This window comes from Streptomyces sp. NPDC047130 (genome assembly GCF_040643475.1).
Lineage (GTDB): Bacteria > Actinomycetota > Actinomycetes > Streptomycetales > Streptomycetaceae > Streptomyces.
In genome coordinates this window covers 43660-66954 of sequence record NZ_JBEYUK010000033.1, presented here as the reverse complement: position 1 = coordinate 66954, position 23295 = coordinate 43660, and the positions used below count along the sequence as shown (strand labels likewise).

At 72.1% G+C, this 23295-nt stretch carries 18 protein-coding genes and 1 tRNA gene; 6 read left to right on the top strand and 13 right to left on the bottom strand.

All coding sequences use genetic code 11. The annotated features are described in order from the left end of the window. Positions 1–127: 127 nt before the first annotated feature. Positions 128–448 (bottom strand): hypothetical protein, encoded by a 321-nt coding sequence (locus tag ABZ836_RS27765; protein ID WP_356135547.1) that lies wholly within the window; start codon positions 446–448, stop codon positions 128–130. A gap of 27 nt (positions 449–475) precedes the next feature. Continuing rightward, a complete protein-coding gene (locus tag ABZ836_RS27760; protein ID WP_361146614.1) occupies positions 476–2152 on the bottom strand; it encodes a sodium:solute symporter family protein in 1677 nt (558 codons plus the stop codon). A 218-nt stretch (positions 2153–2370) separates the two neighbouring features. Between ABZ836_RS27760 and galT the strand changes: the two genes are divergently transcribed. Genes galT through galK form a run of 3 tightly spaced genes read left to right on the top strand, consistent with a single transcriptional unit; the run spans position 2371 to position 5614 of the window. Next, entirely contained in the window at positions 2371–3432 is a 1062-nt protein-coding gene (gene galT / locus ABZ836_RS27755; protein WP_361146611.1) for a galactose-1-phosphate uridylyltransferase, read from the top strand. After that, positions 3429–4394 (top strand): UDP-glucose 4-epimerase GalE, encoded by a 966-nt coding sequence (gene galE, locus ABZ836_RS27750; RefSeq protein WP_361146608.1) that lies wholly within the window; start codon positions 3429–3431, stop codon positions 4392–4394. The genes galT and galE overlap by 4 nt, the downstream gene beginning before the upstream one ends. Positions 4395–4426: 32 nt before the next feature. Then, complete coding sequence (gene galK, locus ABZ836_RS27745) at positions 4427–5614, top strand: galactokinase (protein WP_361146605.1); 1188 nt, start codon at positions 4427–4429, stop codon at positions 5612–5614. Positions 5615–5869: 255 nt separating this feature from the next. Here galK and ABZ836_RS27740 read toward each other — a convergent pair whose 3' ends face one another. Next, positions 5870–6565, bottom strand: coding sequence for a TetR/AcrR family transcriptional regulator (locus ABZ836_RS27740; RefSeq protein ID WP_356135539.1), 696 nt, complete (start codon positions 6563–6565; stop codon positions 5870–5872). A gap of 7 nt (positions 6566–6572) precedes the next feature. Continuing rightward, a complete protein-coding gene (locus ABZ836_RS27735) occupies positions 6573–7589 on the bottom strand; it encodes a fatty acid desaturase (RefSeq protein WP_356135537.1) in 1017 nt (338 codons plus the stop codon). Positions 7590–7894: 305 nt separating this feature from the next. On the opposite strand from ABZ836_RS27735, the gene ppc reads away from it, so the two are divergent. Then, positions 7895–10627, top strand: a complete 2733-nt coding sequence (gene ppc / locus ABZ836_RS27730; protein ID WP_361146600.1) for a phosphoenolpyruvate carboxylase — start codon at positions 7895–7897, stop codon at positions 10625–10627. A gap of 81 nt (positions 10628–10708) precedes the next feature. Here the strand turns inward: ppc and ABZ836_RS27725 are convergent, their stop codons facing one another. Continuing rightward, a complete protein-coding gene (locus ABZ836_RS27725) occupies positions 10709–11524 on the bottom strand; it encodes a trans-aconitate 2-methyltransferase (protein WP_356135533.1) in 816 nt (271 codons plus the stop codon). An 86-nt stretch (positions 11525–11610) separates the two neighbouring features. Here ABZ836_RS27725 and ABZ836_RS27720 point away from each other — a divergent pair, with 86 nt between their 5' ends. Continuing rightward, a complete protein-coding gene (locus tag ABZ836_RS27720) occupies positions 11611–12108 on the top strand; it encodes a MarR family transcriptional regulator (RefSeq protein ID WP_356135531.1) in 498 nt (165 codons plus the stop codon). Here ABZ836_RS27720 and ABZ836_RS27715 read toward each other — a convergent pair. The 6 genes from ABZ836_RS27715 to ABZ836_RS27690 all read right to left on the bottom strand — a co-directional run bounded on the left by ABZ836_RS27715 (position 12067) and on the right by ABZ836_RS27690 (position 17593). Then, complete coding sequence (locus tag ABZ836_RS27715; protein ID WP_361146596.1) at positions 12067–12939, bottom strand: response regulator transcription factor; 873 nt, start codon at positions 12937–12939, stop codon at positions 12067–12069. The genes ABZ836_RS27720 and ABZ836_RS27715 overlap by 42 nt on opposite strands. 426 nt (positions 12940–13365) lie before the next feature. Beyond that, positions 13366–13962: an aminoacyl-tRNA hydrolase gene (gene pth / locus ABZ836_RS27710; RefSeq protein ID WP_356135564.1), complete on the bottom strand. Its 597-nt coding sequence runs from the start codon at positions 13960–13962 to the stop codon at positions 13366–13368. A gap of 84 nt (positions 13963–14046) precedes the next feature. Next, entirely contained in the window at positions 14047–14649 is a 603-nt protein-coding gene (locus tag ABZ836_RS27705) for a 50S ribosomal protein L25/general stress protein Ctc (protein ID WP_361146593.1), read from the bottom strand. A 198-nt stretch (positions 14650–14847) separates the two neighbouring features. Continuing rightward, complete coding sequence (locus tag ABZ836_RS27700) at positions 14848–15822, bottom strand: ribose-phosphate diphosphokinase (RefSeq protein ID WP_166022202.1); 975 nt, start codon at positions 15820–15822, stop codon at positions 14848–14850. 141 nt (positions 15823–15963) lie between these two features. Next, entirely contained in the window at positions 15964–17406 is a 1443-nt protein-coding gene (gene glmU, locus ABZ836_RS27695; protein WP_361146589.1) for a bifunctional UDP-N-acetylglucosamine diphosphorylase/glucosamine-1-phosphate N-acetyltransferase GlmU, read from the bottom strand. A gap of 115 nt (positions 17407–17521) precedes the next feature. Continuing rightward, a tRNA-Gln gene (locus ABZ836_RS27690) sits at positions 17522–17593 on the bottom strand. Positions 17594–17777: 184 nt separating this feature from the next. Between ABZ836_RS27690 and ABZ836_RS27685 the strand changes: the two genes are divergently transcribed. Beyond that, complete coding sequence (locus ABZ836_RS27685; RefSeq protein WP_356135521.1) at positions 17778–19112, top strand: histidine kinase; 1335 nt, start codon at positions 17778–17780, stop codon at positions 19110–19112. A 340-nt stretch (positions 19113–19452) separates the two neighbouring features. On the opposite strand, the gene ABZ836_RS27680 is transcribed toward ABZ836_RS27685, so the two are convergent. Further along, entirely contained in the window at positions 19453–22047 is a 2595-nt protein-coding gene (locus tag ABZ836_RS27680; RefSeq protein WP_361146586.1) for an FtsX-like permease family protein, read from the bottom strand. Further along, positions 22044–22862 (bottom strand): ABC transporter ATP-binding protein, encoded by an 819-nt coding sequence (locus ABZ836_RS27675; RefSeq protein WP_361146583.1) that lies wholly within the window; start codon positions 22860–22862, stop codon positions 22044–22046. Before ABZ836_RS27675 ends, ABZ836_RS27680 begins: the two co-directional genes overlap by 4 nt. Between the last annotated feature and the right edge of the window lie 433 nt (positions 22863–23295).

Sequence of the window (23295 nt, the reverse complement as noted above, 5' to 3'; positions counted from 1 at the left end):
GACGGTCGTGGAGATCAAGTCGTTCCCGATGCTGGACGGTTCCGCCGACGCCGCGAAGGTGGGCGCGGCGACCCCCGAGGGGGTCCGGCCCTTCGCCGTGCGGCGGCAACGCCTCAGGGCCGACGCCTCAGTGCTGACCCAGCCGGTTCTGCTCCTCCATCCCCGTCGGGGGCGGGGGCGGGGCGGCCGGCCGGAGCTTGAGCCAGATGAGGAAGAACAGGCCCAGCGCGAGCATGGCCAGCCCGGTCCACAGGTTGATGTTGACGTCGACCGCCTTCTCCCGGGCGCCGTCCGTGGGCGAGATCCCGGCGAGGGTGACGATCACGCCGTAGACGACGAACAGCAGGCCGATGATGCGGCGGATGTCGAAGAGGCGCGCGGCACTCGCGGACTTGGTCTCCAGCTCGCTGACCGACCGCTGGACGTCCTTCTCGGAAAACTCGGACATGGTCTCTCCATTCTCCCGCGTGCGCTCTTAGAACGAGAACGGGATGTAGCAGGCGGCGGCCAGGATGATCGCTCCCCAGCCCAGCAGGGCCGGCTTGCGGTACCAGGCGTCGTCGCCCTCGGCGGCCGGCTCGGTCATGCCCGGCGACTTGGTGCCGTAGACCAGGCCCTGCAGCTCCTCGATCGGCTTGGGCTTGGTGAAGAGCGAGACCGCGACCATCACCACCGCGCCGGCGACGAAGCCGACGATCGCCGAGACGAAGTTGGCGCCCTGGTCGGAGGGGATGTCGATGATGCCCTGCTTGTAGATGACGAAGTAGTTCACCATCGCCGAGACCGTACCGGCGAGCAGGCCCCAGAAGCCGGAGACCATCGACGCCCGCTTCCAGAACATGCCGATGATGAAGACCACGAACATCGGCACGTTGAAGAAGGAGAACAGCGTCTGCAGGTAGGCCATGATGTTGGAGAAGGTCGACGCGAGGAACGCCGTGCCCATCGAGGCCAGCACGCCGAGGACGGTGATCAGCCGTCCGAAGCGCAGGTAGTAGGCGTCCTCCTGGTTCCGCTTCACGTACTTCGCCCAGATGTCCGTGGTGAAGACGGTGTTGAAGGAGGAGACGTTGGCCGCCATGCCGGCCATGAACGCCGCGACCAGACCGGTGATCGCGATGCCGAGCACACCGTTGGGCAGCAGCTGGCCCATCAGGTAGGGGATCGCGTCGTTGTACTCCAGGCCGGAGGAGGCCTGGCCGATCTTGGGCACCAGCACGGCGGCGACCAGACCGGGGATCATCACCAGGAAGACGATGAAGATCTTCGGGAACGCGGCGATGAGCGGGGTGCGCTGGGCGGCGGAGAGGTTCTTGGCGGACAGCGCGCGCTGGACCTCGGCGAAGTTGGTCGTCCAGTAGCCGAAGGAGAGCACGAAGCCGAGGCCCAGGACGATGGTCAGCCAGTTGGCGCCCAGCGGGTTGTCGCTGCCGATGCCGGTGCCGCCCCACGCGGTGACGAAGTCGCCGCCCTTCTGCGCGGTGAGCGAGTCGGTCAGGCCGTCCCAGCCGCCGACCCGCTTGAGGCCGAGGACGGTGATCGGGATCAGCGCCGCCAGGATCACGAAGAACTGCAGCACCTCGTTGTAGATCGCCGAGGAGAGACCGCCGATGGTGATGTACGCGAGGACGAAGAAGCCGGCCACGACGATGGCCACCCATTCGGGCCAGCCGAGCAGCGCCTCGACCACGATCGCCAGCGAGTACAGGTTGACGCCGGCGATCAGGATGGCGGCGAACGCGAACAGCACCGAGGACAGCAGGTGCGCCGACTTGTCGAAGCGCAGCAGCAGGAACTCGGGCACCGACCGGACCTTGGAGCCGTAGTAGAACGGCATCATCACCAGGCCGAGGAAGACCATGGCGGGGATGGCGCCGATCCAGTACCAGTGCACGGTGTAGACGCCGTACTGGGCGCTGTTGGCCGCCATGCCGAGGACCTCGGTGGCGCCGAGGTTGGCGGAGATGAAGGCGAGACCCGTCACCCACGCGGGCAGCGACCGGCCCGAGAGGAAGAAGTCGAGGCTGGTCTTGACCGACTTCCGCGCCAGGAAGCCGACGCCGAGTACGAAGAGGAAGTAGATGGCCAGCAGGCTGTAGTCGAGCCAGTTGGCGGGGAGCCGCAGCTCAGCTGCCAGATGCGTGGGGGGCATAGGAACTCGCTTCGTCGCGCGTTACGGGATTCACGGCCGATCTCATACCGAGGATGTCGATGTTTGAACGCTCCTGTTGCTTCTCGTCCTCTGATTGTGACATCTGTGGTCGGGTTAGGTTCTCTTGTGGTCTGTTATGTTGACTTCTGTTCGAAGCATCGCGCATCCGGACGGGACATCCGAGGGAGCCGGGCGGTGCGGCAGGAAGGCGATCGACGGTGAGGAAGACTTCGACCCGGCTTGCCGACGGGCGCGAGCTCATCTACTACGACCTCGCTGACGGACCCGCGCGTGACGCGGTCGACCGGCGTCCCCTGGACGCCACCGTCACCAGCTCCGAGGTCCGCCACGACGAGCTCCTCGGCGACGACATCGCGGTCGCCTCGCACCGTCAGGGCCGCACCTACCACCCGCCGGCCGACCAGTGCCCGCTCTGCCCCAGCCGGGGCGACCGGCTCAGCGAGATCCCGGACAGCCAGTACGACGTGGTCGTCTTCGAGAACCGCTTCCCCTCGCTGGCGGGCGACTCGGGCCGCTGCGAGGTCGTCTGCTTCACCGAGGACCACGACGCCGCGTTCGCCCAGCTCTCCGAGGAGCAGGCCCGTCTGGTGCTCGACGCCTGGACCGACCGGACCGCCGAGCTGTCGCATCTCTCCTCCGTCGTCCAGGTCTTCCCCTTCGAGAACCGGGGCCGCGAGATCGGCGTGACGCTGGGTCACCCGCACGGGCAGATCTACGCCTACCCCTTCGTCACGCCGCGTACCGCGCGGATGTTCCAGTCGCTGGCGGCCCGCCGCCGCGAGTCGGCCACCGCCAATCTCTTCGACGAGATCGTCGAGCGCGAGTCGGCCGGGGAACGACTGGTCCTCGCGGGTGACCACTGGGTCGCCTTCGTCCCCTACGCGGCCCACTGGCCCTACGAGGTGCACCTCTACCCGCGCCGCCGCGTCCCCGACCTGACCGCCCTCGACGAGGACCAGCGCGCCGAGTTCCCCCGGATCTACCTGGAGTTGCTGCGCCGCTTCGACCGGATCTTCGGCCCGGACGAGCCGCCCACGCCCTACATCGCCGCCTGGCACCAGGCCCCGTTCAGCGGTCTGGACGCGTACGAAGGGGTGACGCGGGACGACTTCGCGCTCCACCTCGAGCTGTTCACCATCCGCCGGACGTCCGGCAAGCTGAAGTTCCTCGCCGGCTCCGAGTCCGGCATGGGCGTGTACATCAACGACGTGCCGCCGGAGGCCGCGGCGGCCCGGCTGCGGGAGGTGGCGAGCGCGTGAGCGGGACCGGCAGGTACCTGGTGACCGGCGGAGCCGGTTTCATCGGCAGCGTGGTCGCCCAGCACCTGCTGGAGGCCGGGCACGAGGTCGTCGTCCTCGACGACCTGTCCACCGGCTTCCGCGAGGGCGTCCCCGAGGGCGCCACGTTCGTCGAGGCCGACCTGCGCGACGCCGGCCGCCATCTCGACGCCTCCTTCGACGCCGTGCTCCACTTCGCCGCCTCCTCGCAGGTCGGGGAGTCCGTGGTGAAGCCGGAGAAGTACTGGGAGAACAACGTCGGCGGCTCCCTGGCGCTGCTCGCCGCGATGCGCGAGGCGGGGGTGCGGCGACTGGTGTTCTCCTCGACCGCCGCCACCTACGGCGAACCGGCCGAGGTCCCCATCCCGGAGACCGCGCCCACCGCGCCCACCAACCCGTACGGCGCCACCAAACTGGCCGTCGACCACATGATCACCAGCGAGGCGAACGCCCACGGCCTGGCCGCGGTCAGCCTGCGCTACTTCAACGTGGCCGGCGCCTACGGGGCGTACGGCGAGCGCCACGACCCCGAGTCGCACCTGATCCCGCTGATTCTCCAGGTCGCCCTGGGCGAGCGGGACCACATCGCGGTCTACGGCGACGACTACCCGACGCCCGACGGCACCTGCATCCGCGACTACATCCACGTGGCCGACCTCGCCGAGGCGCACCTGCTGGCCCTGGAGGCCGCCGCCCCGGGCGAGCACCTGATCTGCAACCTGGGCAACGGCAACGGGTTCTCGGTCCGTCAGGTCGTCGAGACCGTCCGCCGGGTGACCGGGCATCCGATCCCGGAGCGGGTCGCCGAGCGGCGCGGCGGGGACCCGGCCGCGCTGGTCGCCTCCGCCGCCACCGCCCGGGACCGGCTCGGCTGGCGGCCGCGCCGCGCCGACCTGACCACCATCGTCTCCGACGCCTGGGAGTTCGCGCGCCGCCGCGCGTGAGCGTCTCCCGTTCCCGAGGAAGGCCACCGCACATGACCGAGTCGGTCGAGACCCCCGCCGACCCCGCGGCCGCCGCCGAGGCCGTCGCCCGGCGGTTCACCGAGCTGTACGGCGCCGAGCCGGCCGGCGTCTGGGCCGCCCCCGGGCGGGTCAACCTCATCGGTGAGCACACCGACTACAACGACGGCTTCGTCATGCCCTTCGCCCTGCCGCACGTCGCCGTCGCCGCGGTGTCGCCGCGCGAGGACGGGGTGCTGCGGTTCTCCTCCGCCGACGTCCCCGGCGGCGTGGTCGAACGGCGCGTCGAGGAACTGCTCCCCGGCTCGGACAAGCGGTGGACCGCCTACCCGGCGGGCGTGGTGTGGGCGCTGACGGAGGGCGGTCACGACGTCACCGGTGCCGACGTCCACCTCGCCTCCACCGTGCCGAGCGGCGCCGGGCTCTCCTCCTCGGCGGCCCTGGAGGTCGTCGTCGCACTCGCCCTGGACGACCTCTTCGGCCTCGGCCTGGACCGGGCGCTGCTGGCCCGGCTGTGCCAGCGCGCCGAGAACGAGTACGTGGGCGCCCCCACCGGGATCATGGACCAGACCGCCTCCGCCGGCTGCGAGGCCGGACACGCCCTGTTCCTCGACACCCGCGACGGCACGCGGCGGCAGATCCCCTTCGACCTGGCCGCCGAGGGCATGCGCCTGCTGGTCGTCGACACCCGGGTCAAGCACTCCCACAGCGGCGGCGAGTACGGCAAGCGCCGGGCCGGCTGCGAGCGGGGCGCCGAACTCCTCGGCGTCCGGGCCCTGCGCGACATCCCCTACGCGGAACTCGACGAGGCCCTGGCCCGCATCGACGACGAGGAGATCCGCCGCCTGGTCCGCCACGTCGTCACCGAGGACGAGCGCGTCGAACGGGTCGTGCGGCTCCTCTCCGCCGGCGACACCCGCGGCATCGGGCCCGTCCTCACCGAGGGCCACGCCTCGCTCCGCGACGACTTCCGGGTCTCCTCGCCGGAACTGGACACCGTGGTCGACGCCGCGCTCGCCGCGGGGGCGCTCGGCGCGCGGATGACCGGCGGCGGGTTCGGCGGCTCCGCCATCGTCCTCGTCGACGACGACCGGGCCGCCGCGGTCGCCGACGCCGTCGGGTCCGCCTTCGCCGCGGCCGGCTACGAGGCCCCGCGCACCTTCCCCGCGGTCCCCTCCCAGGGAGCCCGCCGCCTCCGCTGACCCCGCGCGCCTCCCCGGCCGGGTGGTCCGGCGGGCGACGGCCCCCCCGACCGGCACCGGCGCCCACCGTGCCGGTGCCGGTCGTCCCGTCATGAGAAGGCGGACTGCTCCGACCGCCACCGCGTCGCCCGCGGCACGGACGCGGTGATCCCCGAGGGCCCGCCAAGGGGCTCGTGCCGGGGAAGGAGGCCACCGGGGGCCGGGCCGGGACCGGCCGGGCGCCGGTGGAGGCCGGACACGAGGGGTGGGCGGAGTCTAGGACTTCCGGTGGCCGATCAGTTTCGGCTTCTGCTCGAGGCCGTCGAGGCCGTGCCAGGCGAGGTTGACCAGGTGCGCGGCGACCTCGGCCTTCTTCGGGCGGCGGACGTCGAGCCACCACTGCCCGGTCAGGGCGACCATCCCCACCAGCGCCTGCGCGTACAGCGGCGCCAGCTTCGGGTCGAAGCCCCGGCTCTTGAACTCCCGGCCGAGGATGTCCTCGACCTGGGTGGCGATGTCGGAGATCAGCGAGGCGAAGGACCCCGTGGACTGCGGGATCGGCGAGTCCCGCACCAGGATCCGGAAGCCGTCGGTGTACTCCTCGATGTAGTCGAGGAGCGCGAACGCCGCCTGCTCGCACAGCTCCCGCGGATGGCCGGCCGTCAGCGACCCGGTGACCATGTCGAGCAGCCGCCGCATCTCGCGGTCGACGACCACCGCGTAGAGCCCTTCCTTGCCGCCGAAGTGCTCGTAGACCACCGGCTTGGAGACCCCGGCCTTCGCCGCGATCTCCTCCACGGAGGTCCCCTCGAAGCCCTTGGCGGCGAAGAGGGTGCGTCCGATCTCCAGCAGCTGCTGGCGGCGTTCCGCACCCGTCATCCGGGTGCGGCGCGCCCGCCTGGGCGGCTTCCCCTCCCGCGTGTCGTCACGGGGCCGGTCGGAATCGCTGGGGCTGCTGGAGTCGGTCACCACACGTCAATCATGCCGCGTCGGCCGTGGCCTCGGCCCGGCGGGACCGCTTGGCGTCCGGATCCCGCCGTGAGGCGAGCCGCTCCTCGGAGGGCCAGCGCACGTCGTACGCCCAGCCCAGCTGCTCGAACCAGCGGATGAAGCGGGCCGAGGAGTCGAGCTGCCCCTTGAACACGCCGTGGCGCGCGGAGGTGGGGTCGGCGTGGTGCAGGTTGTGCCAGGACTCGCCGCAGGACAGCACGGCCAGCCACCAGACGTTCCCCGAACGGTCCCGGGACCTGAAGGGCCGCTTGCCGGTGGCGTGGCAGATGGAGTTGATCGACCAGGTCACGTGGTGCAGCAGGGCCACCCGGACCAGGGAGCCCCAGAAGAACGCGGTGAAGGCGCCCCACCAGGACTGGGTGACCAGACCGCCGACGATCGGCGGAATGGCCAGCGACAGGATGGTCCAGCCGATGAACTGGCGGGAGATGGCCCGCAGCGCCGGGTCCTTGATCAGGTCGGGCGCGTACTTCTCCTGCGGGGTGCGCTCCTCGTCGAACATCCAGCCGATGTGGGCCCACCAGAGGCCCTTGACGAGGGCGGGGACGGTCTCGCCGTAGCGCCACGGCGAGTGCGGGTCGCCCTCGGCGTCGGAGAACTTGTGGTGGCGGCGGTGGTCGGCGACCCAGCGGACCAGGGGGCCCTCGACGGCCATGGAGCCCATGATGGCGAGAGCGATCTTCAGCGGGCGCTTGGCCTTGAAGGAGCCGTGCGTGAAGTGCCGGTGGTAACCGATGGTCACCCCGTGACAGCCCCAGTAGTAGAAGAAGACCATCAGGCCGAGGTCGAGCCAGCTCACCCCCCAGCCCCAGGCCAGCGGCACGGCAGCCACCAGCGCCACGAACGGAACGATGATGAAGATGAGCAGGGCGATCTGTTCGACCGTGCGCTTCTGCTCGCCGCCCAGGGTGGCCTTGGGCAGAGCCTGTTCGGGGGCGGTGGTGGGCCGCGAGTCTTCGTCGATCACGTCGGAGCTTGTCGTCATGGGCATCCCTCGAGTGATGGAGAGTGCGGAGAACGGGCGAGGCGACGGAGGCACCACCGGTCCCGCTCCCTACGGTTCCGTAACCTACGGCATCGTAAGTATGTCAGCGCTCCGTCTCACAGCAAGAGCCGTTCCCCCGCGTGTGGCGGTGCCTGCCTATCCTTGGACCGGTCGGACAGCGCGGTCCGCTCCTCCATTCAGTCTCTTCCCGGACGAACCGACCCTGAAAGCCGTGCACGGCCGCATGGGTGGCGCGCCCGGATGCCCTGCCAGACAGAGCTTCACCGTTGCAAGGAGCCGCACCTGTGAGCAGTGTCGACGACCGGACCACCACCACGAGCAGCGAACTGCGGAGCGACATCCGCCGCCTGGGTGACCTGCTGGGTCAGACCCTGGTCCGGCAGGAAGGTCCCGAGCTGCTGGAACTCGTGGAGAAGGTCCGCAGACTGACCCGGGAGGACGGCGAGGCCGCGGCCGAGCTGCTCCGGGGCACCGAGCTGGAGACGGCCGCCAAGCTGGTCCGCGCCTTCTCCACCTACTTCCACCTCGCGAACGTCACCGAACAGGTGCACCGGGGGCGCGAACTGCGGGCGCGCCGGGCGGCGGAGGGCAGCCAGCTCGCCCGTACGGCGGACCGCCTGAAGGACGCGGACCCCGACCACCTCCGGGAGACCGTCCGCAACCTCAACATCCGCCCGGTCTTCACCGCGCACCCGACCGAGGCCGCCCGCCGCTCGGTGCTGAACAAGCTGCGGCGCATCGCGCACCTGCTGGAGACCCCGGTCATCGAGGCGGACCGGCGCCGGCACGACACCCGGCTGGCCGAGAACATCGACCTCGTCTGGCAGACGGACGAACTGCGCGTGGTCCGCCCCGAGCCGGCCGACGAGGCCCGCAACGCGATCTACTACCTGGACGAGCTGCACGCCGGCCCGGTCGGCGACGTGCTGGAGGACCTGACCGCCGAGCTGGAGCGGATCGGCGTCGAACTCCCCGACGAGACCCGGCCGCTGACCTTCGGCACCTGGATCGGCGGCGACCGCGACGGCAACCCCAACGTCACCCCGCAGGTCACCTGGGACGTGCTGATCCTCCAGCACGAGCACGGCATCAACGACGCGCTCGAGATGATCGACGAGCTGCGCGGCTTCCTGTCGAACTCGATCCGCTACACCGGCGCCACCGACGACCTGCTGGCGTCCCTGCAGCGGGACCTGGAGCTGCTGCACGAGATCAGCCCGCGCTACAAGCGGCTCAACGCCGAGGAGCCGTACCGGCTGAAGGCCACCTGCATCCGGCAGAAGCTGCTCAACACCAAGGAGCGCCTCGCCAAGGGCACCGCCCACGAGCCCGGCCGCGACTACCTGGGCACCGCCCAGCTCCTCGACGACCTGACGCTGATCCAGGTCTCGCTGCGCGAACACCGGGCGGGACTGTTCGCGGACGGCCGGATGGACCGCACCATCCGCACCCTGTCGGCGTTCGGCCTCCAGCTCGCCACCATGGACGTGCGCGAGCACGCCGACGCCCACCACCACGCCCTCGGCCAGCTCTTCGACCGCCTCGGCGAGGAGTCCTGGCGGTACGCGGACATGCCGCGCGACTACCGGTCCCGGCTGCTCGCCAAGGAGCTGCGCTCCCGCCGCCCGCTGGCGCCGAGCCCCGCCCCGCTGGACAAGGCCGGCGCCAAGACGCTGGGCACCTTCGACACGGTCAAGCGCGCGCTGGAGGTGTTCGGGCCCGAGGTCATCGAGTCGTACATCATCTCCATGTGCCAGGGCGCCGACGACGTCTTCGCGGCGGCGGTGCTGGCCCGTGAGGCCGGGCTGCTGGACCTGCACGCCGGGTGGGCGAAGATCGGCATCGTCCCGCTGCTGGAGACCACGGACGAGCTCAAGGCCGCGGACACCATCCTCGACGACATGCTCTCCGACCCGTCCTACCGCCGCCTGGTCGCGCTGCGGGGCGACGTCCAGGAGGTCATGCTCGGCTACTCGGACTCCTCCAAGTTCGGCGGCATCACCACCAGCCAGTGGGAGATCCACCGCGCCCAGCGCCGCCTGCGCGACGTCGCGCACCGGCACGGCGTGCGGCTGCGGCTCTTCCACGGCCGGGGCGGCACGGTCGGCCGCGGCGGCGGCCCCTCGCACGACGCGGTCCTCGCGCAGCCGTGGGGCACGCTGGAGGGCGAGATCAAGGTGACCGAGCAGGGCGAGGTCATCTCCGACAAGTACCTGGTGCCGTCGCTGGCGCGGGAGAACCTCGAGCTGACGGTGGCGGCCACGCTGCAGGCGTCCGCGCTGCACACCGCGCCGCGGCAGTCGGTGGAGGCGCTGGCCCGGTGGGACGCGGCGATGGACGTCGTCTCGGACGCCGCGCACGTCGCCTACCGGAAGCTGGTCGAGGACCCGGACCTGCCCGCGTACTTCTTCGCCTCCACCCCGGTCGACCAGCTCGCCGAACTCCACCTGGGCTCGCGGCCCTCGCGCCGCCCCGACGCCGGCGGCGGCCTCGACTCCCTGCGCGCCATCCCGTGGGTGTTCGGCTGGACCCAGTCCCGGCAGATCGTCCCCGGCTGGTTCGGCGTCGGCTCCGGCCTGAAGGCGCTGCGCGAGGCCGGCCTCGACAGCGTCCTGGAGGAGATGCACCAGGAGTGGCACTTCTTCCGGAACTTCATCTCCAACGTCGAGATGACGCTGGCCAAGACGGACCTGCGGATCGCCTCCCTGTACGTCGACAACCTCGTGCCCGACGAGCTCAAGCACGTCTTCGACGCGATCAAGGCGGAGCACGAGCTCACGGTGGCGGAGGTCCTGAAGGTCACCGGTGAGGGAAGCCTGCTGGACGCCAACCCGGTCCTGAAGCAGACCTTCGCGATCCGGGACGCCTACCTGGACCCGATCTCCTACCTCCAGGTCACCCTGCTCAAGCGGCAGCGGGACGCCGCCGCGCGGGGCGAGGAGGTCGACCCGCTCCTCGCGCGGGCCCTGCTCCTCACCGTCAACGGCGTCGCCGCGGGCCTCCGCAACACCGGCTGACCCCACCCCACACCCGCACGACGGCGCCCCCGCCCGGCCTTCACCGGACGGGGGCGCCGCCGTCCCTCCGTCGGGCGACGATCACCCCTCGCCCCCTCCCGGTGCGACGGCCACGCAGAACAGGCGGCGGAAGGGGAGGACCGTGCCGTGCGGGGCGCGGGGGTAGGCCTCGCGGAGGCGGTCGCGGTAGGCGGCGACGAACGCGTCCCGCAGCGGCGGGTCGGGGGCGAGCGCGGTCAGCACCGGCCGCAGGCCCGTGCCCGACACCCAGTCCAGCACCGCGTCCTCACCCGGCAGGACGTGCAGGTACGTCGTCTCCCACACGTCCACCGCGAACCCCCGCCGCGCGAACAGGTCCAGGTAGACCTCCGGGTCGCGCACCGAGTCGCCGCCGCGCAGCACCCCCCGCAGCCGGTCCGCCCACCGCGGGTCCCCGGCCGTCTCCCGCATCAGGGCGTGCACCGGCGCCTCCAGGTTGTACGGCACCTGGAACGCCAGCACCCCGCCCGGCGGCAGCGCCCCGGCCCACTCCGGCAGCGCCTCCACGTGCCCCGGCACCCAGTGCAGCGCCGCGTTGGAGACGATCAGGTCGTGCGCCCGGTCCGGCGACCACTCCGCGAGGTCGGCGAAGGCGAAGTCCAGGCTGCCGCCGCCCTCCGTCGGGCCGGCCAGCGGCGCCGCCCGCTCCAGCATCGCGGGGGAGTTGTCGTAGCCGGTGATCCGCGCCGCGGGCCACCGCCGCGCCAGCAGGTCCGCCGTGGTGCTGCCCGGCCCGCACCCCAGGTCGGCGATCCGCGGCGCGGCGGACGGCAACCGCGGCACCCGGGCCAGCAGGTCGAGGAACGGGCGGGCGCGATCACCCGCGTGGCGCACGTACTGCTCGGCATCCCAGTCCATGCGCCCAGTGCACCGCGAAAATGTCTTGACGTCAAGATAGTTGCGTTCAAGAGACTTCACGTCGACACAACCACTACACTGATCGTATGGAGGACGAGGTCGATCGACTGGTCGCAGCGTGGCGCCGCGAGCGCCCGGACCTCGACGTGGAACCGCTCGAAGTGCTCAGCCGGGTCAGCCGGCTCGCCCGCCACCTCGACCGCGCCCGCCGCCTCGCCTTCTCCGAGCACCACCTCGAACCCTGGGAGTTCGACGTGCTCACCGCGCTCCGCCGCGCCGGAGCCCCCTACCAGCTCTCGCCCGGGCAGCTCCTCACCCAGACGCTGGTCACCTCCGGGACCATGACCAACCGCATCGACCGGCTCGCCAAGAAGGGCCTCGTCGAACGCCTCCCCGACCCCAGCGACCGCCGCGGCGTCCTCGTCCGCCTCACCGAGGAGGGCAAGAACCGCGCCGACCAGGCCCTGTCCGGCCTCCTCGACCAGGAACGCGCCCTGCTCTCCGAGCTCTCCCGCGGCGAACGCGGCGAACTCGCCACCCTGCTACGCCGGCTGACCGCCCCGTTCGACAACATCCCCGGCTAGGTCCACCGGACCCACCCCGGCCCGCCGCGCCAGCGCCACCGCCGCCAGCGTCGAGTGCACGCCCAGCTTCCCCAGCACGTTCTGCATGTGCGTGCGCACCGTGTGCGGGGACAGGAACAGCCGCTCCGCCACCGCCTTGCGGCCCAGCCCCGCCACCATGCAGCGCAGCACCTCGCGTTCGCGCGGCGTCAGCGACTCCACCAGCCGCTCGCTCTCCGTCCGGTGCCGCCGCGCCGTCGTCATCTCCCGCAGCACGCCCGTCAGCAGCGCCGGCGGCAGATGCGTCTCGTCCCGCAGCACGCCCCGCACCACCGTCAGCAGCCGCGACAGCGAACAGTCCTTCGCCACCCATCCCGAGGCCCCCGCCTGCAGCGCCTGGGCGGCCCGCCGGGGATCGTCCTTCTCCGCCAGCACCACCGTCCGCGCGCCGGGATGCGCCGACCGCACCGTCGCCACCAGCGCGATCCCGTCCCCGGCCACCGCACCGGAAGCCCCCGGGCCACCCGGCCCGCCGAGGCCGCCCGCACCGCCCTGACCGCCCGCGGCCCCGTCGGGCCCGCCGCCGGACGGGGACACCGAGGACTGCGCCGGAAGCGACACCCGCGAGCCCGGCGGGGAACCGTTCACCGGACCCGAGCCGCCCAGATCCGCGTCGACCAGCAGCACGTCGAAACGCCGCCCGTCCGTCGCGGCACGCTCCAGCGATCTCAGCGCCGCCACCGCGCTGCCGGCCGCCGACACCTCGACGTCCGGCTCGGCCGCCAGGGCGGCGGCCAGCGACTCGGCGAAGATGCGGTGGTCGTCGACGACCAGCACCCGAACGCGGACCATCCGACCCACCCCGTCCCGTCTGCCTGCCAGTGTGCGGAGCCGTGCCCGGACACCGGCGCCACGGGCCGAGGGCCCCGGCGCCGGCGCCGCATGGCGAAGCGGACACGGCACCCGGCCCAGACCCAGGCCGCAGGGCCCCGGAGCGAGGAACCGCGCCCGACGACCACCGTCCGGCCGCCGCCGAACCCGAGTCGTACCCGCGCTGCTCCACCCACCGGATCCGGGCGCCGTACCCGACTGTCTCGCCCCCTGAACGGCACCGGCCCCCACCGGTGCTGCCCATCAGAGTACGGGCGCGGGACGGGGCGGGAAGCGGATTCCCCCGAACTTGGGGGAGCGGACCCGGTCTCCCGGGGGCGCACACCGCTCACCCACGCCCCCGGGCCCGCCCCGGCTGCCCCCGCCACCCCGGACCGGCGCGCGCGGTCAGGAGTTGTAGGCGCCCTGCGCCCGCTCGAGACCCTCCAGGACCAGCGCCTCCGTCGCGTCGGCGGCCCGGTCGACGAAGAACTCCAGCTCCTTGCGCTCCGCCGAGGAGAAGTCCTTCAGCACGAAGTCCGCCACCTGCATCCGCCCCGGCGGCCGCCCGATCCCGAACCGCACCCGGTGGTAGTCCGGCCCCATCGCCCTGGTGACCGACTTCAGCCCGTTGTGCCCGTTGTCGCCGCCGCCCAGCTTCAGCCGCAGCGTCCCGTAGTCGATGTCCAGCTCGTCGTGGACCGCCACCACGTGCGCCGTCGGCACCTTGTAGAAGTCCCGCAGCGCGTTCACCGGCCCGCCGGACAGGTTCATGAACGACATCGGCTTCACCAGCACCACCCGCCGGCCCGCCGGACCGGGCGGACCCACCCGGCCCTCCACCACCTGCGCCTGCGCCTTCCCGGCCCGCTTGAACCGGCCGCCCATCCGCTCCGCCAGCAGGTCCGCCACCATGAAGCCGACGTTGTGCCGGTTCATCGCGTACTCCGGCCCCGGATTGCCGAGACCCACCACCAGCCACGGGGCATTCGCGTCTGTGGACACCACGTCACTCTCCCTGGGAAAAGACCGCCGGCCGCCGCCCCCTCGGGGAGCGGCGGCCGGCGGAACGACAGATCAAGGGCGGATTCAGCCCTCGTCGACCACGTCGCCCTCGGGGGCCTCCTCGGCCTCCTCCTCGGACTCCTCGGCCTGCGGGGCGACGACGGACAGCACGACGGCCTCCTCGTCACCGGCCAGGGAGACACCCTTCGGCAGCTTCACGTTCTTGGCCAGGACGTTGGCACCCGACTCCAGGCCCTCGATCGAGACGACCACGGACTCCGGGATGTTGGTGGCCTCGGCCTCGACGGACAGCGCCGCCTGCACCAGCTCGACCAGACCGGCACCCGGGGCCAGCTCGCCCTCGGTGACGACCGGGATCTCGACCGCGACCTTCTCGCCCTTGTTGACGAGCAGCAGGTCGACGTGCTCCAGGAAGCCCTTCAGCGGGTCGCGCTGCACGGACTTCGGGATCGCCAGCTCGGAGCCCTTGCCGTCGATCGTCAGGGAGATCAGGACGTTCGGCGTACGCAGCGCCAGCAGCAGGTCGTGACCCGGCAGGGACAGGTGCTTCGGGTCCGTGCCGTGGCCGTAGAGGACGACCGGCACCTTGTTCTCGCGGCGGATGCGACGGGCCGCACCCTTGCCGAACTCGGTACGGGTCTCGGCGGCGAGCTTCACCTCGGACATGCTCACACTCCTTCGTAGTGGTACGTGAAACGGTCGGGGTCACCCGGCCAAACAACGGCCTGCTACGAAGAGCGCGTCGATAACGGACCGCCGTACACAGAAGTACGGCCTCCCTCGCCGAGCAACTCCAGAAGTCTACTCGGCGAGGAAGGCCGCACAAAAACGATCTCCCGGTCGGCTAGCTCGACGTGGTCGTCGTCACTGCTCGTCGAACAGGCTGGTGACCGAACCGTCCTGGAACACCTCACGCACCGCGGAGGCGATCGTCGGCGCGATCGACAGCACCGTGATCTTGTCCAGCTCCAGCTCACCCGGCGTCGGCAGGGTGTTCGTCAGCACGAACTCGCTCACCCGCGAGTTCTTCAGCCGGTCCGCCGCCGGACCCGACAGCACACCGTGCGTCGCCGTCACGATCACGTCCGCCGCACCGTGCGCGAACAGCGCGTCCGCCGCCGCGCAGATCGTGCCCGCGGTGTCGATCATGTCGTCGACCAGGACGCACACCCGGCCCTTGACCTCGCCCACCACCTCATGGACCGTCACCTGGTTCGCGACGTCCTTGTCACGCCGCTTGTGCACGATCGCCAGCGGCGCGCCCAGACGGTCGCACCAGCGGTCCGCCACCCGCACCCGGCCGGCGTCCGGGGAGACCACGGTCAGCTTGTCCCGGTCCACCTTCGCGCCCACGTAGTCCGCCAGCAGCGGCAGCGCGAACAGGTGGTCCACCGGACCGTCGAAGAAGCCCTGGATCTGGTCCGTGTGCAGATCCACGGTCAGGATGCGGTCCGCGCCCGCGGTCTTCATCAGATCCGCGATCAGACGGGCCGAGATGGGCTCACGGCCACGGTGCTTCTTGTCCTGACGGGCATAGCCGTAGAACGGCACGATCACCGTGATCGACCGGGCCGACGCGCGCTTCAGCGCGTCGATCATGATCAGCTGCTCCATGACCCACTTGTTGATGGGGGCCGTGTGGCTCTGCATCAGGAAGCAGTCCGCGCCACGCGCCGACTCCTGGTAGCGGACGTAGATCTCGCCGTTCGCGAAGTCGAACGCCTTGGTCGGGACGACCTCGACGCCCAGCTGGTGCGCCACCTCCTCGGCAAGCTCGGGGTGGGCGCGGCCGGAGAAGAACATCATCTTCTTCTGGCCGGTCGTCTTGATCCCGGTCACAGCACTGTCTCCTCAGAGGTGTGGTCTCACAGCGGGCGGGGGCAGGGGAGAGTGCCGGACGGCGCCTGCCCGCCCGGCTGGGGGGTGGTGCGAGTATCTGCACTTATCACGGTACGCCCGATCAGACGGGCCTGGACACGCTCAGCCTTCGCCGTCCGCCTGTCGGGACGCCTCCTCGGCGGCCTTCGCCGCCGCGCTCCCCGGACGCTTCCGGGCCACCCAACCCGCGATATTCCGCTGCTGGGCACGGGCCACGGCCAGCGCGCCGGGCGGCACCGGCGTGGTCAGCACCGACCCCGCGGCGGTGTAGGCGCCGTCCCCGACAGTGACAGGTGCCACAAACATGTTGTCCGCACCGGTACGGCAGTGCGACCCGATCGTTGTGTGGTGCTTCTCCTGGCCGTCGTAGTTCACGAACACGCTGGCCGCGCCGATGTTGGTGTGGTCGCCGATGGTGGCGTCCCCCACGTAGGTCAGGTGCGGCACCTTGGTGCCCTCGCCGATCTCCGCCTTCTTCGTCTCGACGTACGTGCCGATCTTCGACCGCAGGCCGAGCCGCGTCCCCGGCCGCAGGTACGCGAACGGGCCCACCGAGGCCTCCGGGCCCACGATCGCGCCGTCCGCCACCGTGTGGTCCAGACGCGCGCCCGGCCCCACCTCCGTGTCGTTCAGGCGGCTGTTCGGGCCCACCTCGGCGCCCTCGCCGACGTGCGTCGAGCCCGTCAGCTGGGTGTTCGGGTGCACCAGCGCGTCCTGACCGAAGGTCACCGTCACGTCCAGGTACGTCGACGCCGGGTCCACCACCGTCACGCCGGACAGCATGGCCTGCTCCAGCAGCCGCTCGTTCAGGATCCGCCGCGCCTCGGCCAGCTGCACGCGGTTGTTGATGCCCGCGATCTCCCGGTGGTCCGCCGCCACGCTCGCGCCCACCCGGTGACCGTCCGCCCGGAGGATGCCGAGCACGTCGGTCAGGTACTCCTCGCCCTGGCTGTTGTCGGTCCGCAGCCGGCCCAGCGCGTCCGCCAGCAGACGGCCGTCGAACGCGAACACGCCGGAGTTGATCTCCCGGATCGCGCGCTGCGTCTCGGAGGCGTCCTTGTGCTCCACGATGGCCGTCACCGCGCCCCGGTCGTCGCGGACGATCCGGCCGTAGCCGGTGGCGTCCGGGACCTCGGCGGTCAGCACCGTCACCGCGTTGCCGTCGGCGGCGTGCGTCTCGGCCAGCGCGCGGAGCGTCTCGCCGCGCAGCAGCGGGGTGTCGCCGCAGACCACCACGACCGTGCCGTCGACCTCGCCGAGCTCCTCCAGCGCGATGCGGACGGCGTGACCGGTGCCGTTCTGCTCCTCCTGCACGGCGGTGCGGACGGCGGCGTCGGTCTCCCCGAGGTGGCCCTTCACCTGCTCCCGCGCGTGGCCCACGACCACCACCAGGTTCTCCGGCTCCAGCTCCCGCGACGCCGCGAGCACGTGCCCCACCAGGGACCGTCCGCACAGCGTGTGCAGGACCTTCGGAGTGGCGGACCTCATACGGGTGCCCTCACCCGCTGCGAGGACGACGACGGCGGCCGGGCGGTTGACGCTCACGGTGGTGCCCTTCGGCTGTATTACGAGTGGGACACCCGCAGGATACCGGGGGGTCGGTGAGGCCACACGTACGTACGGGCCCCGACCGCATGTGGTCAGGACCCGTGCCTGGATGCTCCCCTGCCAGGACTCGAACCCGGAACTAACGGACCAAAACCGTCTGTGTTGCCAATTACACCACAGGGGACTGCAAACCAACTCGAAACGGACTTCTTGCCGTTCCGGCGAGGTCGCGCCTCTACTATGCCGCAACCGGCCGTCCGGATGCGACGGTACAAGTGGCTCCCTTGCGGGCGGCGAGGCCGCGGAGGGAACGTCCTCGGCGCAAACCCCCAGGAACCCCCCGCGGGCTCTTCCGTAGGCTGGTGCGTATGACCACGACGGGGGAAGAGCGGCGGGCGGCGGTGGACCGGGCCGGGCCCGGTGAGGGCGGCGGGCGGTGGCGGCGCTGGCGTGGGGTGGTGCTGGACGGTTCGCTGGCGGTGGCGTCGGCGGGGGAGTGCGCGGTCGAGGGCGTCGGGTTCGCCCGGGACGCCGGGCTGCCGGTGGCGGCCGGGGTGGTGTTCGGCGTCCTGGTGGGCGCGACGCTCGGGTTCCGGCGGCGGTGGCCGGTCGCGGTGGCCCTGGTGGGGCTGGCCGTGACGCCCGCGCTGATGGGCTACCTGCTGGGCGTGGTGGGCCTCTACACGGTGGCCTCCCGGGACCTGCCGCGGCGGGTGATCGGCGCGCTGGCCGGGATGTCGCTGGGCGGCGTGCTGGTGGTGACGCTGGTGCGCACGGGCTCCGAGGTGGACGGGTGGTTCCGGCTGTTCTTCGCCGTCGCGATGGCGCTGGGGCACACGGCGCCGCCGGTGCTGCTCGGGCTGTACGTGGGCGCGCGGCGGCGGCTGATGGAGTCGTTGCGGGAGCGTGCCGACAGCCTGGAGCGGGAGCTGCTGCTGCTGGCGGAGCGGGCCGAGGAGCGGGCCGAGTGGGCGCGGAACGAGGAGCGCCGGCGGATCGCGCGGGAGATGCACGACGTGGTGGCGCACCGGGTGAGCTTGATGGTGGTGCACGCGGCGGCGCTGCAGGCGGTGGCGTTGAAGGACCCGGAGAAGGCGTCGCGGAACGCGGCGCTGGTGGGGGACATGGGCCGGCAGGCGCTGACGGAGCTGCGGGAGATGCTGGGCGTGCTGCGGAGCACGCCGGCGGCGGGCGCGGCGCCGGTGTCCGCCTCGCGTGAGGCGGCGGCCGCGCCGCGGATGCCGGAGCAGCGGGGGGAACCGGAGGGCGCGGCCGAGGGGCCGGCCCGGTTGGCGGCGCTGGACGAGCTGGTCGGGCAGTCCCGGGCGGCGGGGATGGCCGTGGAGTTCCTGGAGGAAGGGGAGTCGCCGGGGTATCCGGCGGCGGTCGAGCGGACGGCGTTCCGGGTGGTGCAGGAGGCGCTGACCAACGTGCACAAGCACGCGGCGGGGGCGCGGACGCGGGTGCGGGTGGCGCATCGCGAGGGGGAGGTCGCGATGCAGGTGGAGAACGAGCGGCCGGACGGCGGGGCGGGGGCGGAGGCGTCGCTGCCGTCCGGGGGGAACGGGCTGGTGGGGATGCGGGAGCGGGTGACGGCGCTGGGCGGCGTGTTCGTGGCCGGTCCCACCGATCCGGGCGGCTTCCGGGTCTCCGCGGTCCTCCCGGCCTCCGTCTCCCCCGACCCCACGACCCCCACGGGCTGAGCCGCCTCCGGCCCCCGGGGCCGGTCGTGCGCGCCGCGGGGCGGTGTCCCTTCCCGCACCGCACCGCACCGCACCGCGCCGCGCGGGCGCCGACCCGGGTGGGCCGGCCGTCGGTCTCCGCGGGGTGCCGGGGCGGACGCCGGGCCGCGCCCGCCCCTGTCGGCGGCGCGGTCCGTCGCCGGCGCGGTCCGGCCGCTCGCGGGGGGCCGGCGCCTCAGCTGTGCGCGGCCCGCGAGGGGCGGGAGCGGGCCGGGACGGGGAGAGGGCGAAGGCCCCGCCCGGGATGGGCGGGGCCTGTGCGGGATGGGCGGGGCCTGTGCGGGGTGGGCGGGGAGAGGGGCTACTCCGTGGCGATGGCGTCGAGGACGTTCATGCGGCCGGCGCGGAAGGCGGGGACGAGGGCGGCGAGGAGGCCGACCACGGCGGAGCCGGCGAAGACGGAGAGGATGGTGGGCCAGGGGATCTCCAGGACGGTGAGCCCCTCCAGCGCGAGGAGCTGCTGCGCGGCCGCGCCCCAGCCCATGCCCAGCCCGAGCCCCAGCAGCGCGCCGAAGAGCGCGATGACGACCGACTCCAGCCGGATCATCCGCCGCAGCTGCCGCCGCGAGAGCCCGATGGCCCGCATCAGCCCGATCTCCCGGGTCCGCTCGATCACCGAGAGGGCGAGGGTGTTGACGACGCCCAGGACGGCGACGATCACCGCGAGCGCGAGCAGCGCGTAGACGATGTTGAGGAGCTGCCCGATCTGGTCCTGGAGGACCTCCTTGTAGTCGGTCCGGTCCATGACCTGGTACTGCGGGTAGTCGTCGAGGGCGGTCCTGAGGGCCGCGTAGGCCGCGTCCTCCTGGCCGTCCTCGGCGCCCGCGAAGACCATCGAGTCCAGCGGCATGTTCTCCGCGGGGATGTACTTCTCGGCGGTGTCGATGGAGAGGTAGAGGGCGCCCTTGTCGACGGTGACCTCGTCGCTGGTGATGGCGCGGACGGTGAGGGTGCCGGTCTCGCCGCCGGGGAAGTCGACCGTGATCTCGGAGCCGATGGTGAGGTCGTACTTGTCGGCGAAGTCGCCGAAGACGGACATGGAGTCGGCCCGGTAGGCGTCGGCGAGGTCGCCGGCCTCGGTCTCGGTGCGCAGGTCCTCGGCGTAGGTGGGGTCGGCGGCGTTGAGCCATTCCTTCTCGGCGACCCGGCCGTCGGGCATGGTGAGCCGGGCGTCGGGGAGGAGCTTGTACTCGGTGACGCGCTCGACGCCCTCGGCGTCGCGGACGGCGTCGACGGCCTGCGGGGTGATGAGCTGCCCGCTGGAGGACTGGACGATGAAGTCGGTGCCGACGGTCTTGTCGAGCTGGTCGGTGGCGGAGGCCACCATCGAGGAGCCGACGACGGAGAGGCAGGCGACCAGCGCGAGTCCGATCATCAGCGCGGCCCCGGTGGCGCCGGTGCGGCGCGGGTTGCGCAGGGCGTTGCGTTCGGCCATGCGGCCGACGGGCCCGAAGAGCCGCAGGACGGCCGCGCCGAGGACGCGGACGACGCCGGAGGCGAGGACGGGGCCGATGACGATGAAGCCGACCAGCGTGGTGACGATGCCGAGGCCGAGCCACTGGGAGCCCTCGCCGGCGGCGTCGGCGAGGGTGGTGGCGTAGAGGGCGCCGGCGCCGGCGAGGGTGAGGACGGTGCCGAGGGCGAGGCGGATGCGGCCGGCGCGGGCGTCGGCGGGCATGCCGGGGTCGCGCAGGGCGGCCATGGGGGAGACGCGGGAGGCGCGCCGGGCGGGCAGGTAGGCGGCGACCAGGGTGACCACGACGCCGAGGACGACGCCGGCGACGGGCGTGGTCCAGGCGATGGTGAGGTCGTCGGTGGAGAGCTTCATTCCCATGGCGCTCATGGCTTCCATGAGCAGGACGGCGAGGCCGATGCCGGCGCCGACGCCGAGGGCGGAACCGACCACGCCGAGGATCAGCGCTTCGGCGAGCACGGTCCGGTTCACCTGCTTCCTGGAGGAGCCGACGGCGCGCATCAGACCGATCTCCCGGGTGCGTTGGGTGACGAGCATGGAGAAGGTGTTGAAGATCAGGAAGACGCCGACCATGGCCGCGAGCAGGGCGAAGCCGAGCATGGCGTACTTGAGGACGTCGAGGACGCCGGCGAAGTCGGAGGCGGCCTGGTCGGCGGCCTCGTCGGCGGTGAGGATCTTGTACCCGCCGTCCGCCGCGGCCCCGCCGGCCAGGGCGGCGGCGACGTTCTTCTTGACCTCGCCGTCGGTGTGGCCGTCGGCGGCGGTGACGTAGACGTCGGTGAAGACGTCCTCCCGGCCGACCAGGGTCTGCTGGGCGGTGGGGGTGTCCAAGTAGAACAGGGCGGCGCCCGGGTTGGTGACGCCGAAGGCGGCGATGCCGCTGATCTCCGCGGTGTGGGTGCCGTTGGCGTTGATCACGGAGACGGTGTCGCCGAGGGCGAGGCCGTGGGCCTCGGCGGTGTCGGCGTCGACCATCACCTCGCCGGGGCCGCTGGGCGCGGCGCCGTCGGTGATCCTCATGGTGCGGGCGTCGTTGGCGGTCCAGTTGCCGACGACGGTGGGTGCGCCGCTGGTGGGGGAGAGGCTGTCCTTGTCGGCGTCGACGACGGTGACGCCGGTGGACCACACCGCGCCCTCGGCGGAGGCGACGCCTTCGGCGCCCTCGACCTTCTCGACGGTGCCGGCGGGCAGGACGGGTGGTTTGCCGGTGGCGGAGGCGTTCTCGGCGCTCGCGTCCTCCGGGCTGACGGTGACGTCGGCGGAGGTGGTGGCGAAGAGCTTGTCGAAGGTGGTGTTCATGGTGTCGGTGAACACCAGTGTTCCGCAGACGAAGGCCACGGAGAGCAGGACGGCGATGCCGGAGAGGGCCATGCGGCCCTTGTGGGCGAGGAAGCCGCGGACGGCGTTGCGGGTGGTGCTCATGAGGTACGCCCCCGGGTGCCGAAGGCGGGGGTCCGGGGGTGTCCGCCGGAGAAGCGCAGCATGCGGTCGAGGACCGCTTCGGCGGTGGGGGTGCGCATCTCGTCGACGATGCGGCCGTCGGCGAGGTAGACGACGCGGTCGGCGTAGGAGGCGGCGACCGGGTCGTGGGTGACCATGACGATGGTCTGGCCGAACTCGTCGACGGAGCGGCGGAGGAAGCCGAGGATCTCGGCTCCGGCGCGGGAGTCGAGGTTTCCGGTGGGCTCGTCGCCGAAGATGATCCGTGGCCGGGAGGCGAGGGCGCGGGCGACGGCGACGCGCTGCTGCTGGCCGCCGGAGAGCTGGGTGGGGCGGTGCTTGAGGCGGCCGGCGAGGCCGACGGTGGCGACGACGCGGTCCAGCCACTCCTGGTCGGGCTTCCGCCCGGCGATGTCCAGCGGGAGGGTGATGTTCTCCAGGGCGTTGAGGGTGGGCACCAGGTTGAACGCCTGGAAGACGAACCCGACCTGGTCGCGGCGGAGTTGGGTGAGCTTCTTGTCCTTGAGACCGGTGATCTCGGTGTCGTCGAGGAAGATCTGGCCGGAGGAGACGGTGTCGAGCCCGGCGAGGCAGTGCATCAGGGTCGACTTGCCGGAGCCGGAGGGGCCCATGATGGCGGTGAACTCGCCGCGCATCAGGTCCACGTCGACGGTGTCGAGGGCGACGACGCGGGTCTCACCGGTGCCGTAGGCCTTGACGACCTGCCGCGCCCGCGCGGCGACGGCCGATGTCCTCCCGTTGCCCCCGGACTTGGGGACGGTCACAGCCGAAGTCACGTTGATTCTCCTTGTAGTGGGAAATGTCCGGCCCGTGGTCATGGCGGGCCGGGTGGTGCGGCGTTCGGTTCCGGCGTGGTGCGGTGCGCGCGGCCTGCGGCGCGTGCGGTGCGGTGCGCGGCGCGTGCGGTGTGCGGCGGTGCGTGCCGCGGTGCGGCGGGAACGGGTGTGCGCGCGGTTCCCCCCGTCGCCCCGAGTCTTCTCGCCGGCGGGGTGCGGCGCGATGGTGCCCGGTGCAGTTCCGGCGGGGGGTAAACCCCACCGCCGTCGGTGCCGTCCGCCTCCCCCCGGGGCGTGTGACCAGGCTAGGGAGCGGGCGGTCCCGGTCGCGTCGTCCGGCGGGTGGAGGCGTCCCGGAGGCGGTGTACGGCCTTGCCCCTAGGGGACCGGGACCTGGGGACGAGGGATTTCGGGGTGCGGTACTCCCTGCCGC